The organism is Streptomyces sp. SM10 (assembly GCF_002910915.1).
In the GTDB taxonomy this organism is placed as follows: Bacteria; Actinomycetota; Actinomycetes; order Streptomycetales; family Streptomycetaceae; genus Streptomyces.
This window is the reverse complement of the sequence record NZ_NEUF01000163.1, coordinates 1-15,918: the sequence shown is the minus strand read 5'-3', so window position 1 is coordinate 15,918 and position 15,918 is coordinate 1. Positions and strand designations below refer to the sequence as shown.

The 15,918-nt window shown below is 69.7% G+C and carries 15 protein-coding genes and 2 pseudogenes; 6 read left to right on the top strand and 11 right to left on the bottom strand.

The window, feature by feature from the left end:
• The first annotated feature begins 102 nt into the window (after positions 1 to 102).
• The 3 genes from B9S57_RS27010 to B9S57_RS34275 all read left to right on the top strand — a co-directional run bounded on the left by B9S57_RS27010 (position 103) and on the right by B9S57_RS34275 (position 1,852).
• A complete protein-coding gene (locus tag B9S57_RS27010) occupies positions 103 to 933 on the top strand; it encodes an IS5 family transposase (RefSeq protein WP_103514946.1) in 831 nt (276 codons plus the stop codon).
• Positions 930 to 1,352, top strand: coding sequence for a hypothetical protein (locus B9S57_RS27005; RefSeq protein ID WP_103514945.1), 423 nt, complete (start codon positions 930 to 932; stop codon positions 1,350 to 1,352). Before B9S57_RS27010 ends, B9S57_RS27005 begins: the two co-directional genes overlap by 4 nt.
• 194 nt (positions 1,353 to 1,546) lie before the next feature.
• Positions 1,547 to 1,852, top strand: coding sequence for a hypothetical protein (locus B9S57_RS34275; protein WP_374935991.1), 306 nt, complete (start codon positions 1,547 to 1,549; stop codon positions 1,850 to 1,852).
• A 132-nt stretch (positions 1,853 to 1,984) separates the two neighbouring features.
• Here B9S57_RS34275 and B9S57_RS26995 read toward each other — a convergent pair whose 3' ends face one another.
• The 11 genes and pseudogenes from B9S57_RS26995 to B9S57_RS26950 form a co-directional block, all read right to left on the bottom strand.
• A complete protein-coding gene (locus B9S57_RS26995) occupies positions 1,985 to 2,494 on the bottom strand; it encodes a topology modulation protein (protein ID WP_103759821.1) in 510 nt (169 codons plus the stop codon).
• 195 nt (positions 2,495 to 2,689) lie between these two features.
• The gene (locus B9S57_RS26990; protein ID WP_103759820.1) at positions 2,690 to 3,820 is read right to left on the bottom strand and encodes a hypothetical protein; all 1,131 of its coding nucleotides are present in this window, start codon (positions 3,818 to 3,820) and stop codon (positions 2,690 to 2,692) included.
• Between the two features lie 90 nt (positions 3,821 to 3,910).
• Positions 3,911 to 5,980, bottom strand: a complete 2,070-nt coding sequence (gene fxlM, locus B9S57_RS26985; RefSeq protein ID WP_103759819.1) for a methyltransferase, FxLD system — start codon at positions 5,978 to 5,980, stop codon at positions 3,911 to 3,913.
• 21 nt (positions 5,981 to 6,001) lie between these two features.
• Positions 6,002 to 7,267 carry a lanthionine synthetase C family protein gene (locus B9S57_RS26980; protein WP_103759818.1) on the bottom strand — a complete coding sequence of 422 codons (1,266 nt, stop codon included), beginning with the start codon at positions 7,265 to 7,267 and terminating at the stop codon, positions 6,002 to 6,004.
• Positions 7,264 to 10,197 (bottom strand): annotated as a pseudogene (locus B9S57_RS26975) (lantibiotic dehydratase). The gene B9S57_RS26980 and the pseudogene B9S57_RS26975 overlap by 4 nt, the downstream one beginning before the upstream one ends.
• Positions 10,198 to 10,469: 272 nt before the next feature.
• Positions 10,470 to 10,649 carry an FxLD family lanthipeptide gene (locus tag B9S57_RS26970; RefSeq protein WP_093798518.1) on the bottom strand — a complete coding sequence of 60 codons (180 nt, stop codon included), beginning with the start codon at positions 10,647 to 10,649 and terminating at the stop codon, positions 10,470 to 10,472.
• 188 nt (positions 10,650 to 10,837) lie between these two features.
• The gene (locus B9S57_RS26965; RefSeq protein WP_103759817.1) at positions 10,838 to 11,491 is read right to left on the bottom strand and encodes a hypothetical protein; all 654 of its coding nucleotides are present in this window, start codon (positions 11,489 to 11,491) and stop codon (positions 10,838 to 10,840) included.
• The gene (locus B9S57_RS35890; RefSeq protein WP_037830893.1) at positions 11,488 to 11,691 is read right to left on the bottom strand and encodes a DUF5999 family protein; all 204 of its coding nucleotides are present in this window, start codon (positions 11,689 to 11,691) and stop codon (positions 11,488 to 11,490) included. Before B9S57_RS35890 ends, B9S57_RS26965 begins: the two co-directional genes overlap by 4 nt.
• A 66-nt stretch (positions 11,692 to 11,757) precedes the next feature.
• Positions 11,758 to 12,162, bottom strand: a pseudogene (locus B9S57_RS35885) (DUF6302 family protein); the annotation flags it as partial.
• Positions 12,163 to 12,209: 47 nt separating this feature from the next.
• Positions 12,210 to 12,662 carry a DUF6415 family natural product biosynthesis protein gene (locus B9S57_RS26955; RefSeq protein ID WP_103759816.1) on the bottom strand — a complete coding sequence of 151 codons (453 nt, stop codon included), beginning with the start codon at positions 12,660 to 12,662 and terminating at the stop codon, positions 12,210 to 12,212.
• A 39-nt stretch (positions 12,663 to 12,701) separates the two neighbouring features.
• Positions 12,702 to 13,097, bottom strand: a complete 396-nt coding sequence (locus tag B9S57_RS26950) for an ATP-binding protein (protein WP_181011490.1) — start codon at positions 13,095 to 13,097, stop codon at positions 12,702 to 12,704.
• A gap of 253 nt (positions 13,098 to 13,350) precedes the next feature.
• On the opposite strand from B9S57_RS26950, the gene B9S57_RS26945 reads away from it, so the two are divergent.
• From B9S57_RS26945 to B9S57_RS26935, 3 genes are all read left to right on the top strand, one after another.
• A complete protein-coding gene (locus B9S57_RS26945) occupies positions 13,351 to 14,475 on the top strand; it encodes a helix-turn-helix transcriptional regulator (protein ID WP_258036636.1) in 1,125 nt (374 codons plus the stop codon).
• A 70-nt stretch (positions 14,476 to 14,545) separates the two neighbouring features.
• Complete coding sequence (locus B9S57_RS34665; protein WP_181011488.1) at positions 14,546 to 14,929, top strand: transposase; 384 nt, start codon at positions 14,546 to 14,548, stop codon at positions 14,927 to 14,929.
• Positions 14,926 to 15,918, top strand: a 993-nt coding sequence (locus tag B9S57_RS26935; RefSeq protein ID WP_308457423.1) for an IS3 family transposase, incomplete at its 3' end; no start/stop codon positions are given. The genes B9S57_RS34665 and B9S57_RS26935, both read left to right, overlap by 4 nt.

Genomic DNA, 15,918 nt, shown 5'->3' with positions numbered 1-15,918 from the left:
AGAGTGCGGAACGTAATCTTCTGTCCGGCTTGTGATCGCTCGATGGTGTGACGTTGGGGCATCATCGCCGGTCAGGCGTTCGGGGTTCGCTTGGGTTGTGGCATGAGCATGCGCAAGCCGTACTCGAGTGACGCTTCCGACGAGCAGTGGGCCCTGGTCGAGCCCGTGATCACAGCGTGGAAGGCCGCGCATCCGTCGGTCAGCGGCCATCGGGGCAGATACGAGATGCGGGAGATCGTGAACGCGATCCTGTACCAGAACCGCAGCGGCTGCCAGTGGGACCTGCTGCCCCACGACCTGCCGCCCGCCGGCGCGGTGAAGTACTACTTCTACAAGTGGCGCGACGATGGCACCGACCAGACCATTCATGATCTGCTGCGGTGGCAACTGCGGGAGAGGAAGCGGCGATTAGCCGACCCGAGCCTCATCGTCATGGACACCCAGAGCATCCGCGTGGCCGTCGGCGTCCCGGCCGCCACGACCGGCAAGGACGCGGCGAAACGGGTGCCGGGGCGCAAGAGATGCCTGGCCGTGGACGTACTGGGTCTCGTCGTAGAGGCTGTCGTCCTGCCTGCGTCCGCGCACGACAACGCCGCCGGAATCGCGCTGCTGGACGGCGTGGCCGCCCAGATGGTCACCGTGAAGAAGGCCCTGGTCGACCAGGGGTTCAAGAAGGCCGTCGTCGACCACGGCAAGCAGTACGGCATCGACGTCGAGATCGTTGAGCGCAACCCGGCCGACAAGGGCTTCGTCCCGCAGGCCAAGCGGTGGATCGTGGAGCAGACGAACGGAATCCTGATGTTCTCCCGCCGCCTGGTCCGTGACTACGAGCACCGGCCCGCCACCTCGCGCTCTCGCGTCTTCTGGGCGATGACCTCGGTCATGGCCCGCCGGCTCACCGGCGCCGCCCTGCCCTCCTGGAGGGCCGCATGAGCGACAACCCGCAGATCAGAGCCATCCTTGCCTACCTCGAGGCCCGGGAGACCGAACTCGGCGAGCAGGCCGGGCAGCTCCGCGCGTCCATCGAGGACCTCACCACCCGCCTCGGCGAACTCGACGCGGAAACCGAGAACCTGCGCATCACCCGCAAGACCATCCTGAACATCCCGGTACCCAAGCCCGCCGACGATTCCCCGCGGCCCGAGGCCCCGGACCACCCCGCCTACCAGCAGATCCTCGCAGCCTTCACCGACACCGGCCAGCCGATGCGGGCCCGCGACCTGTGCGAGGCACTCGACCTGCCGATCCTCCCGAAGAACACCGAAGGCATCCGGTCCAAGCTGAAACGCCTGGTCACACGGGGCATTCTCACCGAACCCGAACCCGGCCTGTTCGCTCAGCCCCGCACCTGAGTACCAGTCCGCCCCGCCGACCAGGACTCCTCACCCAACCCCAAGCACCAACCGGACATCAGGTCACGTACCGCACTCTGAGATTGGACGAGACTTGTTCGACGTTCTCGTCATCAGGACCGACTTCAGCGACGACGAGTCGTGGAATGCGGTGGTTGGGGAGTTGCGCCGCCCGTGGGAGCCAGGCGGTGGGATTGCCGCAACAGTGCAGTTGGTCGAAGCGCCCGCTTGGTCAGGAGCAACGCCCCGACGAGGTTCTTGCCGCCGTGGTGGATGGGGACCTGATTGTTGTCTTCCTCGCTGACCGCGACACGATGAAGTCGCCGGCGCGGGCGTTGTTGGCTCTGTCGACACTCTGGGAGGACGTGAGTGGCCTCGACCCCGTCTATTACCAGGAACTCATCGAGTCGCCGGAGCCCCGTGAGTTTCGAGCCGTGCCCGCCGCGGTACACGGCGTCCAGGCGGACCTGGCGCTCGGCAACGTGGACTTCGCAGAGTAAGCTGCGGCTGCTTCCGCAGAGCCTGATCAGGTACTGCGGCCCATCTGACCGCAACAGCGGTCGGCCGCTTCCTCGACAGAGGAACGGATTGAGCTCGTTCATCCCGCACCCCCTGACCGGGGCGCAAGCCGGTCAGGACTGCTCAGCGGCCACCTTCCGCAGCCAGCGGAGCGTCTGGCGCCGGTTGGCCAGCAACACCACGTCGGCGCCGGCGCCGAACTCCTCGATCTTCGCCATCACGCGGGGTCGCATCTTGCGCCGGTACGTGGCGACGTACTTGATCACGCCCCAGTGGATGCGGTTGTGCAATCCGTTGCCCTTGTGCCCGGCCCCGTGCCGGAGCTGCCGGGAGAAGATCCCGTACAGGGCAGCCACGATCGACACGTCCATCAGGACCACCGTGTCGCAGGCTTCGAGCCGTACCTGCAGCGTCGAGTTGTAGTTGCCGTCAATCACCCACCGCGGCTGCGAGACCAGCTCGCGCTGCACGTCGGTGAACTTGTCCCTGGGCAACGCGTTCCACTCGTAGTCGTAGAACGCGGCGTCCAGGTGCGTCACCGGGGCGTCGAGGATCCTGCCCAGCTCGCGGGCCACGTGGGACTTGCCACTGCCTCCGCAGCCGACGATGGCGACCTTCCTCATGGTGCTCCAGCGTAGAGAGGTTGAGGTGATCGGCGAGCCAACTCCCGGGCCGTGCTGTGTCTGGCCTCTCGCCTACCTGTTCAGTTCGGTGCTCAGAGAGCCCTCTACCGACGATAGGCGTCGCCACGCGCCCTGGCTCCCCTGGTGCTCGACGCCGTGAAGGGTGGGCTGCTCTGGCTGCACAAGCGTTACACCTCAACCCTGTGCGCCAGTCCCTTCCTGCTGAGGGTGGGAGTGTCCGACGCTGGCGCGGATCACGTCGTCGCTGCCCCGCAGCGCCTCTGTCATCCTTGCGAGCCAGGGCTCGGGGAGGCTGCCGCTCCCCAGCGCGCATGCACGGACAAGCCGTTGGGCCGCCTCGACCTGGCGCGGCTCGGCGAGACTGGTGAACCGGTGGTCAGCCAGACATTCACGGGCGGCGTAGCCGTCGGTCGCCGCGGCGGCCCGGCGGTGGAGCTCCGCAATCATCCGGTGCGCTGCATCTTCCTGGTGCGGCTCCAGCAGGTCCAGGATCGTCAGGCCGAGGCGCGTGTCGAAGACGGTCATGCCCTGGTCGGGTTGGTGCTCGACGTAGTCCTCGACCAGCGTGTCGAGGAGGGGTACGGCCGGGCCGCGAAGGGCCTCTTTGCACATCACGTCGAGGCAGCCGGTGACGGCGTTCTCCCAGCGTTCTCCGGGTGTGGTCATGGTGATGAGCGCGGCGGCGTCGGTGGGGGTGTGGCTGAGGGCGGCCAGGACGGCGACTTGGCGGCCGTCCAGCATGCGCTGCCCGATGCCCCGGTGTTCCTCGATGTGGGCCAGAGCTTCCGTCCAGCGGCCGGCCGTACTCAAGGTGCGGGTGCCGTCGGCCAGGACGACCTTCCACAGCCAGGTGCGCACCTCGTGGCGGTCGGTGTCGGTGAGGGTGAGGTCGGCCGGAACGTGGACCCCTTCGAACTGAGCGCTGGTGCTGTTCGTGACGGCGTCGAAGAGGTGCAGCAGACGGTGGCGCCCGTCGTCGGCGGCGCCTGCGCGGATCTGGAGGCGTGCGAGGTTCACCACGGGTTCGAGGGCGCGGATCGCGGTCATGCCGGGCAAGGGAGCGGCGTGGAGGTAGGCGGCGGCGTGCTGGTGGCACATCTTCCGTGCGAGGTCGGGGAGCCCGAGGTCGGAGGCGATGAGGGCGGCCTGGTTGTAGACGGCCGAGGCGAGTCCCTGGTCCGCCTTTGCGGCTGCGGCGACGGCGAGTTCGACCAGGCCGTGCACGCGCCGGGGCAGGGGCAGACAGGCGGGTCGGAATCGGTAGATGAGCGGGAAGCGCTGCGCTATGGGTCCGTTCAGGTCCATGAGGTCCCCCGGGGGTGAAGACGACGAGGAGCGGGGAAGGGCCGCGTGGTGCCCGCTGGCCGGTCGGCGGGCACCACGCAGGCGGATCAGCTACTGCCAGGTGACGCGGACGCGGTTCAGCGGGGTGTCGAGGACGAAGACACCGGGCTGCTCGTCCGCGGGCGCGTCGAGCGGCAGGATCTCGAAGGTGGCGTCCCGGCCGCGGTACTCGCGATCCCAGGTGCGGACGGCGTCGGCGACCCGGGCGGCCAGCTCGTCGCCCCCGGGGCCGTGGCCGATGACACCGAACTCCCAGAGCTTGCCGCCCTCGGGGGTCTTCTCCGTGGAGGGCCGACGGGCGAGGTAGGTGACGGCGCCCTTCTCGACGGCGGCCGTGGCCGAGGGGTAGGGGTCCTCGGTGAGCACCGTGCCCTTGGCGCTCTGGGGGAAGAGCATCCGGATCAGCCCGGACGGCATGACGCAGGAGACGAACAGCTCCATCCACTCCGGGGACTCCCCGGCGCGGACCGTCATCCCCGTCCACTCCTCGACGCGCGGCTGGTCAAGAACACCGGCGAGGGCATCGGCGTCGAGCGCCAGTCCGGCCGGGGCCTGGAGGCGCACGGCGCCGTCCGTGCTGAGCGGCACGGCGCGGCGGTCGTCGTCGGCGATGCCCCGGCGCAGCGGCATGAAGGTGTTCATCTCCGAGCCGACCGACTGCCACCGGCCGTCGCGCTGCACGTAGATGATGGAGCGCGAGACGCTGCCCGTGAGCCGCTGCGGGGTGACGAGTCGGCCGCCTTCGGCGAGCTGGTCGAGCCAGGCGTGGGGGATGCCGTGCGCGCCGACGGTGGCGATGATCCGGTCGTACGGGGCGCCTTCGGCGTGGCCGAGGGCGCCGTCGCGCGTCAGGGCCTCGACGTTGGTGGCTCCGGCGGCTGCGAGGTGGGCTCGGGCGCCTTCGACCAGGTCGTCATCGACGTCGATGGTGGTGACGTGTCCGCTCGGGCCGACGAGGTGGCCGATCAAGGCGGCGTTGTAGCCGGTGCCGGCGCCGAGTTCGAGGATGCGCTCGCCCGGCTGGGCTTCGAGCTGGTCCAGCATGAGGGCGACGACGGCCGGCTGGGAGGCGCAGGAGATCGAAGTGCCCTCGGGGTCGTACTTCACGTTGACCGGGCTGTTGTCGTAGGCGTCGGCCAGCGGGGTTTCGGGGACGAACAGGTGCCGGGGCACGGTGCGCAGGGCGGCTTCGACCGCGGGGGTGCGGGCGTGGCCGTCGGCCTTGATCTGGTCGACCAGGGCGTTGCGGAGCTGTTCGGCGTTGGCCTCGGGGGCGGTGAGTGTGTCGGTGTTCACCGTGCTGACGCTATGGGCCGCGGAGCCTGATTCTGTTGCTGACGCGGTGTTTTCACTCGAACCCATGATTGCCTCTCGTGCGATGTTGAACAGGGTGTGCTGGTCGGCAGACGGCAGACCGGCACGGTTGGCGTGGAAGATGGCGTGGTGCGCGATGACGGCGCGCAGTCCGCGGGTCAGGTCGCCCTGGGCGGCGAGGTAGGCGAGCGTGGTGCCGACGCGCTCGAAGGCGGCGACCCAGTCGGCGTGGCCGTCCAGCGGCCCGTGCTCGCGGCACAGGCTGCGGGCCTCGGTGGTCATCAGGGTCCGCATCGCGGAGGTCAGGCGCGTGGACGCAGGCGTGCCGGTGCCGGGGCGCAGCGCGGAGACCTTCGCCCACACGTCGCCCTGCTCGAACCAGTCGAGGTTCGCGGCGCGCATCATGCTGCTCATCAGCAGGATGGCGGTCTCGCGTCGCCCCAGGTGCTCGTTGTGGACGGGGTAGGTGAGGAGGTGGCGGCTGTCCTCGTGGAAGAGGGCGTGCGCGGCCGTCATGGCGTCCGCCCCGCCGAACGCCTCGGTCTCCGGCTCGTAGATCCCGGTCATGCAGGACTGCGCCGTGTCGTCAGCCACCCACTCGTCCAGCAGAGTCAGCACGGTCGGTGACGGCTGGTCGGCGACGTATCGCAGGCGCCAGGGCTGCTTGTTCATGAACCACCAGCCGCTGAGCTGCCCGTCGGCCTCGGCGGCGAGCAGCACGGGGGCGAGGTGTGCGGTGACGGCGCACCGTCCGGTGTCTCGGTCGGGGAAGGTGATGTTGTGCTGCTGCCAGCGGTCGGAGCGCATTGCGAAATCCTTCGGTCGGATTCAGGCGGTGAGCAGGCAGGCGTCCCAGGAGGTGCGGGGCGGCTCCGCGCTGGCCGCGGTGATCAGTCCCAGCGCGGTTCCGGCGGCACCGTCGAGGAGCCCGGGGCCCGCCGCGTCCTTCAGCAGCAGGGCGGCGGCGTCGTACGGGTCGGTGCCAGGCGGGACCAGCACGGCGAGAAGGGCAGGGACGGTGGCGCGGAGCTGACCGGCGGTGGCACGGTCTGCGTCGGCGGCAACGCGTGCCGCGATGTGGACAAGACCGGCGAAGCCGTGGCACAGGCCGCTGTCCGTGGTGGCGCGAAGCTGCGCGCGGTCGCTCAGCGCGTTCAGCAGGGCGGCCTCGGCCTCGGTCTGAAGGCCGCTGTCGCCAAGGGCGAGCGCGGCGAGCTGCTGTGCGCGGGCAAGGCCCGCAGTGCCGTAGCACCAGCTCGGCCGCCGTGGTGCCGCGGCCGCGGGCCGGCCGCTGCGCAGTTCCTCGCGGCTGATCCAGTACGGCCAAGCCGTGCCGCGCCCGGTGGGCGCCTTCCACTGCTCCAGCCAGGCAAGTATGGTGCGCATCGCCTGATGGTGGCCGGTGACGGTGGTGCCGCGGCGGGCGGCAAGCGCCAGCAGCGCGAGGACCGCGCCGACGCCGTGCGCCATGCCGTGGTTGGCGTGCCCACCGGGGAAGCGGTCGTCCGGCCTGCCGGACGGCCCGGTCGGTACCCACCAGCCCGGCAGGCGTTCGCCGCTGTCGGTGACCGGGTCGGTCAGGCGCACGCAGTAGTCGAGAACGGCCCGGGTCACCGGGCCCGCAGGGTCGCGGCGCAGCAGGTAGGCGCCGTACCCGCTCAAGCCTCGGATGGCGTCGAACTCGGCGAGTGCCGGAAGCTGCCCGGCTTCGATCCGGCGGTGCGCGGCGACAAGGCGCCGCCGGGCGTCTGCCGTCACCTGCCGGTCCAGAACATCGAGGCCGCGCCGGTAGGAGTCCGGAAGCTGGTCGGCGGCGCACGCCACGGCATGGGCGAGCGCCGGGGCGCCGTAGAAGGGGTGGCTGTCTGGGCCGCTGGTGAAGGGCTCGCGGGCCGCGGCGGAGAGCCAGTCGTGGGCGCGCTGCCAGGAGGAAAGCCCGGCCGCCGCGCGCTCGATGTGCAACAGGGCGATGCCGGTCGGGCCGTAGGCGAGGTGCTGCCGGTTGGCGTCGTCAGTGGCCGCCGTCGGCGCCTGCTCGGGGTGGGCGAGCCGGTCGGCGATGGCGGCGGCCACCGCGGCTGCTGTGTGGGTCACGGTCGGCTCCCGGCGCGGGCGGTGAAGGCCAGGGCGGCGGCGCGGGCCAGGTACAGGCAGACCTCTTCCTCGGGGAAGTCCACCGCGACATGCCGCACGAAGTGGACGTGCAGCAGGGAGGTCAGCACGCCGTCCACGGCGATGCCGTCGGCGTGCGGGCCGGACAGGTGCGGCCCGTACGCGGCGAGCGCAGCGGTGCGCTCGGCCCAGGCGTCCACGATCGCGGCGCCGCCGGGCGCTGACCGCAGGGCCGCCCAGCCACCGCGCGGGTCTGCCAGCCGCACGGCGTCGGTGAACTGCGAGCGAGGTACCGGGTTCGGCGCGGTCGGCTCGATGTGGTCGATCAGCCAGCGCGCGCCGGCGTCCGGGCTGCCGAGGAGGGCGGAGGCGATGGCGAAGAAGTGCGCGGCCACGAGCGTGCGCTGCGCGGGCCGGACGGGCTGGGCGAGCTGCGCCACCGTGGCCAGGGAGTCCGCGCGGAACACGGCCTCGGCTGCGTCCCACGCCGGTCCGGAGCCCCACCGGCCCGTCTCGCGGTAGGAGGTGGGGTACCGCAGGTCTGCCAGCAGCCCCGCGGTCCGCAGTTCGTCGGCCCAGGCGCTGACCGTGTGCGTGGTGTCGGCGAAGTCGTCCGGGTCGGGCAGCGCGATCCGCAGGCGAAGATGCTGCTGGGGGTCACGGAATCGGACGTACCACCAACGAGGAGAGCCGAGGCGCCGCATCAGGTCAGGCACGTGCCGGGTCAGCAGGGCGTCTTGACGCCGCGGGTCGCCGTACAGGGCTACGAGGAGTATTGGGGAGGTGGCCGGGGTCTGGATCTGGGCTGGGGAGAGCGTGCGGGCGGTGGTCGGCGTGGGAAGGGCAGGCCAGGCCGGAGGACGGACCGCTTTGAGGGGTACCGCGATCTCGTGGGCCCGGCCCCCGCTCCAGCCGTCCGCCCCGGGAGGAGCGGCTTCCGTCAACAGCGCCGTACCGGTGCGGTCGAGGTGTTGGCGCAGCAGGCTCCGGTGGCCGGGCTCATCGAGGTCGAGCGGCAGGCGCCGGTCGTCCTGGACGAGGTGCACGTGTTGCGGCAGGCGTCGGCGATCCCGCCAGCCGGACAGCGCGGCGTCCCAGTCCGCGCCGGGGCAGCGGCGGTCGGGGAGGTCGCCGGCCTCCAGCCTCCAGCGGGCTGCTACCAGCACGATGCGGCCGTACCGCAGGCGGGGGAGGAACGGCATCGCTGCGGCGGCGCCCCAGTCGAACCTGGTGACCTGGGCGTTCTGCGCCCGGGACACCTCGGTGATCAGCCGCGCCAGGGGCGGGGTGTGCTCGGCAAGGTTCAGCGCATGCATACCGACGGCCTCGACGCGCAGCCCGCGGTCCGGAGCCGCCAGGTACATCCGGCGGCCGTCGCACGCCAGCGCCAGATCCGCCGGCGAGAGCACTGCGGCGTCGGGGGCGCGGTGCTCTTGCAGGCTGATCACCAACGGCAGCACGCGCGGGGTTCGGGTGACGTGGGCGGTGTCGGGCAGCAGCGCGGGGAAGGAAAGCTGCGCCGCCACCGTGCCCTCGTCAGCCGTGGGTAGGTCAGCCAACTCCGCTAGCAGGCACTCGCGTTGTGTGGCCGGGAGGACGCTGAGGAAGCGTCCGGCGGTAACCCCGGCTCCGCGTGACACGCTGGTCAACTCCACGGTGAACCGCCCACGGCGGACTTCGGCGAGGGTGGCCGCGTGCAGCCGCACGCCCACCTCCAGGTGGCACGGTATCCGCGGCTCCTGCGGGCCTCGGTCCAGGGCGGCCACGATCTCGTCAGTCAGCACGACCTCGTCGCGGCCGTCGAGCGCCGCGGCCTGGGCGAGGCGGAGCAGCACGTCGTCCCGCGGCGACAGGCGCCGGCGGCCTTCGCCGGTCGGCCTGCCCGGGTACCCGTCCGGGTAGCCGACGCCGCTGTCTGCGACAACTTCCATAAGCGGCACCATGGTGCCGACGCCGAACCGCTCGTAGAACCGCTGGTGGTACTCGTTCCACGGCTCGGCACCCTACGGGCGGGCGCAGAGACGGGTGAGGATCGTGGCGGCGCGCTCGACCTCGCGGGCGACCAGATCGGGGAGCACCACGGTGGCGTCCAGGCATAGGTCCAGGGCGAGCGGGTGACGCCGGAGGCCCGGCACCAGATCGCGCATCCGGGTTGCTACGGCGTCCCGGCCCTCTGCGGTGCCGCACTGCTCCAGCCCGGCGTGGACGGCGCGCAGCTCCCGGACGACGGGTGCCAGGAGACGAATGTCCTCGGCACGGACCCCGTCGAGCTGGGTGACGAGGTGACCGAGCGCGTCGGTCTCGGTCGCCGGCGCGTGAAGGTTGGTGATCAGCACGCGCCGCCGCATCAGGCCCGCGAGGAGCCGCTTGACGCGCTCCGGGGCCACGGCCGGGAACTCGGCCATCAGCTTCTCGGCGAGTTCCCCGATGCGGATCGGCGCGTCAGCCGCGCGGAGGATAAGCCGGACCGGCGCCGACAGCTCGACAGACGCCTCGACCGCTCGCCGCTGACCGGTCGGCCCGTCGTCCTGGTAGGGGACGACGAGACTGCCGTCGCGCTCGAAGGTGGTGTTGTTGACGACGATCGACAGGAGCGGCAGCAGCTCACCGCTCCTTTCTAACTGCTCGATCAGCCTCCCCACCCACTCCGCACCGGCGCGGGCCACGACCACGTGGTTCTGGCCCCAACGGGTGTGGGGCTCGGCGTCGAAGGTGGCCGTGGTGACTCCGGCGAACAGTCCGAACGGTGTGGGCCGGTGCAGCGCGCGCAGGAGGTAGCGCGCCACCGACACTCCAACGCGGCGGACTTCGCGGATAGAAGGGGAGTTAGCACTCTCCAGGACCTCGACTTCGGCGGCGAGAACCGGGCTGGCATGGCGGAGGGCCTGTGCGATGCCCGGGTCGTCCCAGATGCTGCGAATCCAGGCGAGGCGTCCGGTGGTGACCTCCTCCAACTCCTCGGCTCGGAAGGACCGGTCGTCGAAGTCCGGTAGGGGAAGCTGGGTCACCGACGGTCGAGCGGCTGCGCGCACCAGGGCGGTCGTGCCCGCCTTGAACGCTGGGGGTATAGCCACGTGACGTGTCCCTTCGTGCGTCTGGAGGGGCGGTCGGAGCCGACGCGCCGAGTAGCGCGACAGCACCGACCGCGGTTCATGACCTGATGGCCGGGTTCAGACGGTCAGGGTCAGTCAGTGAAGGTGACGCAGGCACCGCAGGAGCTGCCGCACCCGTCGTCGGTCAGAACGGTCAGCCCGGCCGCATCGGACACCTCCAGGAGGGAGACGTTCAGGTCGAACCCGTCCGACTGGCCGCCGGCCGCCGGCTCCTGGACCTGGGTGGTGCTCTTGGTGACGATTCGCGTCATGACAACTCCAGGTGATTCGTTGGTGTGTAGGACAGGTGGTGCTTGCCAGCGCACTGAGGACCGTGGCGTAGCGACGGGGCTACGCCACGGGGTCAGGTTCTGGCCATCCCGGTCCGATGGTCGGGCCGGGAAGCTCTGGGGTGCCGCCCGACGGTCCGGTCCTTTGCCCAGGACCGTCGAGCAGCCGTCTATGCGGCGGGCACAAGATCGTCCAGGCTGACGACCTCGTATTCCCGCAGTTCGCGTACGAGCTGAGAGGCGAGGAACCAGCCGATCTGGGGGTGGTTGTAGGGCAGGGGAGCGTCCGAGGCGGCGAGGGGCTGGATGCCGTCGGCGGTGTACTGGTACGGGGTGCCGATGACGCCGTAGAGCGGGAACCGCGTGGCCAGCAGGGCGACGTGTCCCTTGCTCCTGAGCCGGGGGCACCGCCGGGCCGCCATCCGGGCGTGCTCCAGACACACCGGCGGCTGCGCGGTCTTCACCGGCCCGGTGTGGTCGTCGCCGTCGTCGGCCGTCTCTACGAAGAGGATTCCGTCGCTACGCTTCAGCGGGACCGTGCACACCTGGCAGCGCAGGAGCGCCATCGTGATGCGCTGGCGGAGCGGGTGTACCAGCCGCCACCTCGGGCTCCCGGTGGGCTGTCCCGCGAAGCCGAGTGACATGGAGTACCGGGCCCACAGCACGCCGCGAAGATCTCGGTCGGGCCCTGCCTCGTCCTTGTACCCGAGCCGCGGGCGCCGGTCAGGACCGATGCGTACGTTCAGGTTGAGGAGGGAGTCCACCTCTTCGCCTTCACGAGCGGTGATGTACGGAACGACCAGGTCGGCTGCGGTGATCGTCATGCCGCGCTTCCGACCGTGAGCGCGAGCGGCCGGTGGGGGGCGACGATACGGCCGTCGGGGAGGAGTTCTCCGGTGTCCTCGAAGACAAGCACTCCGTTGCACAGCAGGCTCCAGCCCTGCTCAGGGCGGTGCGCGACGGGTCGCGCGGCCTCCCTGTCGGGAGCCATGGCCGTGGGGCACGGCGGGTTGTGCGCACACATGGTGCTCGTCCTCTCGGGTGGGAAGTTGGGCCCTTTTCGGCCAGCTACGGTGCCGTGGGGGGAACACGGTTCGGGCACGGCTGAAGAGGGGGACTTGTGGCACCGCCCCATGAAGGCCGCTATGGCTGCTTCGCTGTGGCCGTAGAAGCGCCCCAGGGTGGTGGCAGTGCGGTCGCCCTCGAGCGTGGGTGGTCTCTCTCCCCCACTCGCAACGAAGCAGGTGTCCGGGTGAGACGACCACTGCACGCGCAGGTCGGGGAAGCCCAGACGCCCAAGAAGGAAGTCGCAGACCTTGAGCCCAAAGCACACACACGACGCCGGGTAGCCCCCGCCGCGCCTCGTGCCCCCGACGGGGACTGCGAGGAACGGCATGCGCGTGGTGCGCATGGCGACGCTCTTCTCCAGGAGCCAGTTGTCGGAGATCCGCTTCTCGTAGCACTCGAAGTCGTATGCGTCTTGCGGGAGGGCCATCGCCGTGGCGGTCACGACCGAGCGCCGAGCGGAGTCAAGGTTGTACGTCACTCCGCCTCCTTGATGTAGTGGGCTTCGATCAGCTCCTCGACCAGGTCAGAGGTGACGAAGGCCAGACGACGAGCGAGGCCGACGGCCTGCTGGTAGTCGGCCGGCACGCACTCCTCCCGCAGGGGGACCCCGCGTACAACGATTCGGAGCATCTCGGCGGTGGGCGGGTACTGCTCGTCCGCGACAGCGACGTTGCTGAGCTGCTTCAGATGGTCCCGGAGACGGTCAACCAGGGTGTCGGTCACCGCGGCGGGCGGCGTCTGGTTGCCGATCGCCGTGTCGAGGTCGTCAAAGACCTCCTCCACGTCGAGCGGCTTCCAGTTCTTGATCCGTTCCAGGACGGACCACAAACCCTCTGCGTCGAGTGGAGGGGTCCACTGCGGTCTGCGGGGCTCGTCGGTTGGCGGAAGAACCACGTCGTTCTCCGGAACCAGAACGGTGAGGGACATCGGGACTCCTGGGGAGGGCCAAGTACCGGCCGCGGAGGGCTACAAGTGCTCAGTCAGTTGCGGGATCGCCATGAAGACCCACACGTCCTTGCCTGCTGGGGTCATGGACACGGACGTGTCGTCGGCCAGAGCACCCAGCAGCATCAGCCCGCGCCCCTCCTCGGCCAACGGGGCCGGCGACGAGTACACCGGCGGACAGCGGTCCTGGTCGCGAACGACGGCGGTGACACCGTCCGGCACCTTCTGGAGGAGCAGGCTGGCCATCCGGCACCCGTCGGCGTCCGCAGGGGTGTGCTGCAAGACGTTGGTGAGTAGTTCGTTGACCACGGTCAGGACGCGGAACGCGGTGCCGTTGTCGACGCGCCACCAGCAGAGGTGCGCTGCAACGATGTCCCGCACGGTGCCCAGGTCTTCGGCCCGGACGTTGAAACTCATGTCGAGTTGACCGTCCACGCTCCTGGACGTGGCTCGAACAGAAGCATCCCGATCGCGGGTGTCGACGAGTAGTTCCATCGCTGCTTCCTCCGTTCTGCCGGAACCCCTTCAGCCGGGGTGGATTGCGGTGTGTACTGGACTGGAACCGATCAGCAACCATTTAGGCAGAGCGCACCGAGAACGTGCAGAGCCTGATGCCGAGAGGTGAAGAGTTCGGCATCAACGACTTCGGGGGCAGAACATGCCGCAGCCAATGAAGCAGCTCGATCCCGGGGCGTCCCCCCAGGAGTGGTTCGGTAACGAGCTGCGCAGACTGCGCCTTGGGCAAGGGCTGTCGGCCAAGGAGCTGGGGCGGTTAGTGCAGGTCAGCGACGACATGATCCTGTCGATCGAGAAGGGAAAGTACCCGAGCTGTCGCCGCGATGTGGCTCAGCGGCTCGACGACGTCCTCGGCACGGGAGGACTCCTCGACCGGGCGTGGCCGATGGTCTTCGGCAACCGTGATGCCGATAAAAAGAGGGCTGATGCCGATAAAGCCTCCACGCGCCGAGAGGAGAAACCCACGCGGGTGCCGACAGGCCGCATCCTGGGCAGAGACGAAACAACTCTTCGCCCTGGGAGCCATGAGCCCGTGATTCGACGCTCGTTCCTCCAAATCGGCGGCCTCGCCGCCATAGCCCCTCTCAACTTCACCGAATTCTTCGCGCCCGCCGAACTGTCTCTCCCGACAAACGTCAACCCGAGCCACGTCGACCAGGTCCTGGCGGCCGCCACCGCCATCAGCAGCATGGACAACGAGCTGGGGGGCGGTGGCGTGGTGCGTGACGTAGCCGCCCGAGCGATGCAGTGGTCGGCCGGCCTGCTGCAGACCGAGTTCCCCGAGCACATGCGAACCGACCTGTTCGCCGCCGTATCACGGCTTGGCATCGTGGTCGGCGCCTCTGCCTTCGATGCCTACCACCACAATGAAGCCACCAAGACGTTCCGGTTCGCAGCAGACTGCGCCGAGGAGGCCGGCGACTGGCATCTGCGGGCCAAGACGTACTCGTTCCTCGCACGGCAAGCCGTGTGGATCGGGGCCCCCGATGACGGCCTCACGTATGCCGAGAAGGGGCTTGTGCGCTCCGACCGTCTGACAGCGACCGAGCAGGCGATGCTTCACACGGCAAGGGCCAGGGCCTTCGGGAAGATGGGCAACGTCCGGGACACCATGGCGGCCGTCGGCGCCGCAGACGAGGCGTTCACTCGGGCCCGGCCCGCCGAAGACTCGCTATGGATGGCCTACTACGACGAGGCACAGCACAACGGGGACACGGCTCACGCCCTGTTCGATCTCGCGATCCTCGCCGGACAGGACCCAGGCCGGGCCCCTCCCTGACATCGTTAGGCGAGACGCCTTGGTGTAATCAGTTAGCCTGGGTGGACGAGCGAGCAGGAGAACCACACGTATGACCAGCACCAGCGGTCCCGGCGCCGATCCTGCGCCGAAGCCGAAGCGTCGCACCTTCACCGCCGAGTACAAGCTGCGGATCGTCGCCGAGTACGACGGCGCCCCGGCCGGCGAGAAGGGCGCCATCCTGCGCCGCGAGCGCCTGTACCACTCGCACGTGATCGAGTGGCGTACCGCCCGCGACGCCGGTGCGCTCGCGCAGCTGACCGACCACCGCACCAGTCCCGCCCGCCCCAGGAAGCACCCGGCCGAGGCCGAGAACGCCAAGCTGCGGCGGGAGAACGAGCGGCTGCGCACGGAGGTGGACCAGAAGAACGCGGCACTGGAGGTGCTGGGAAAAACACACGCGCTCTTGCAGTCACTGTCCAGGAGCGCGGACTGAGCCACGTCCTGGACGGCCATCTGCACGCGGCGGTCGAGGAGTTGAGGCTGCTGGTGGGCATCGTGGATGCCTGCCGGATCACCGGACGTTCCCGGGCGACCCACCACCGGCGGCTGCATCCCAGGCCGCCGGCACCTGGGCGACCGCGTCCGGCCCCGGTCACCGCACTGTCGGCCGCAGAGCGGGCCACCGTGCTGGCGCTGGTGAACAGCGACGAGTACGCCGAACTTCCGCCGGCCCAGATCTACGCCCGCGAACTGGACGAGGGCCGCTACCACTGCTCCGAGCGCACGATGTACCGGATTCTGAAGGAGGCCGGGCAGGACGGCGAGCGGCGCCGGATCGCCACCCATGGTGCCAGGACCGTGCCCGAGCTGGTCGCCGACGCCCCTTCGCAGGTGTTCACCTGGGACATCACGAAGCTGGCGGGTCCGGACAAGGGCATCTGGTATCACGCCTACGTCATCATCGACATCTACAGCCGCTACATCGTCGGCTGGACAGTGGAGCGGGCCGAATCAGCCGACCGGGCCGAGGAGCTGATCCGCGAGACGATCCTGCGCAACGGCATCGTGCCCGAGACCGTGCACGCCGACCGGGGCACCTCCATGACCTCCAAGAAGGTCTCCCAGCTGCTGATTGACCTCGGTGTCACTCGCAGCCACTCACGCCCCAAAGTGAGCAACGACAACCCCTACAGCGAAAGCCACTTCAAGACCGCCAAGTACCAGCCCGACTTCCCGCGCAGGTTCGACTCGCTGACGCACGCCCGGGAGTGGATGGACGGCTTCATCAGCTACTACAACCACGTCCACCGGCACTCCGGGATCGGCTACCACACGCCGGCCAGCGTGCACTTCGGCACCGCGGAACTGGTACGTGAGCAACGAGCCACCACCCTCACAGCCGCCTACGAACGGCACCCGGAACGGTTCAACCGCCGCCCCGTCCCACCATCGATCCCCCGCCAGGCATGGATCAACGACCCC

Excerpts from the sequence above, each read along its gene's own strand:
- B9S57_RS27010 (WP_103514946.1), top strand. The coding sequence starts at position 103 with ATGAGCATGCGCAAGCCGTACTCGAGTGACGCTTCCGACGAGCAGTGG.
- B9S57_RS27005 (WP_103514945.1), top strand. The coding sequence starts at position 930 with ATGAGCGACAACCCGCAGATCAGAGCCATCCTTGCCTACCTCGAGGCC.
- B9S57_RS26995 (WP_103759821.1), bottom strand. The coding sequence starts at position 2,494 with ATGAGGAAGGTCGCCATCGTCGGCTGCGGAGGCAGTGGCAAGTCCCAC.
- B9S57_RS26990 (WP_103759820.1), bottom strand. The coding sequence starts at position 3,820 with ATGGACCTGAACGGACCCATAGCGCAGCGCTTCCCGCTCATCTACCGA.
- fxlM (WP_103759819.1), bottom strand. The coding sequence starts at position 5,980 with ATGCGCTCCGACCGCTGGCAGCAGCACAACATCACCTTCCCCGACCGA.
- B9S57_RS26970 (WP_093798518.1), bottom strand. The coding sequence starts at position 10,649 with ATGACGCGAATCGTCACCAAGAGCACCACCCAGGTCCAGGAGCCGGCG.
- B9S57_RS26965 (WP_103759817.1), bottom strand. The coding sequence starts at position 11,491 with ATGACGATCACCGCAGCCGACCTGGTCGTTCCGTACATCACCGCTCGT.
- B9S57_RS35890 (WP_037830893.1), bottom strand. The coding sequence starts at position 11,691 with ATGTGTGCGCACAACCCGCCGTGCCCCACGGCCATGGCTCCCGACAGG.
- B9S57_RS26955 (WP_103759816.1), bottom strand. The coding sequence starts at position 12,662 with ATGTCCCTCACCGTTCTGGTTCCGGAGAACGACGTGGTTCTTCCGCCA.
- B9S57_RS26950 (WP_181011490.1), bottom strand. The coding sequence starts at position 13,097 with ATGAGTTTCAACGTCCGGGCCGAAGACCTGGGCACCGTGCGGGACATC.
- B9S57_RS26945 (WP_258036636.1), top strand. The coding sequence starts at position 13,351 with ATGAAGCAGCTCGATCCCGGGGCGTCCCCCCAGGAGTGGTTCGGTAAC.
- B9S57_RS34665 (WP_181011488.1), top strand. The coding sequence starts at position 14,546 with ATGACCAGCACCAGCGGTCCCGGCGCCGATCCTGCGCCGAAGCCGAAG.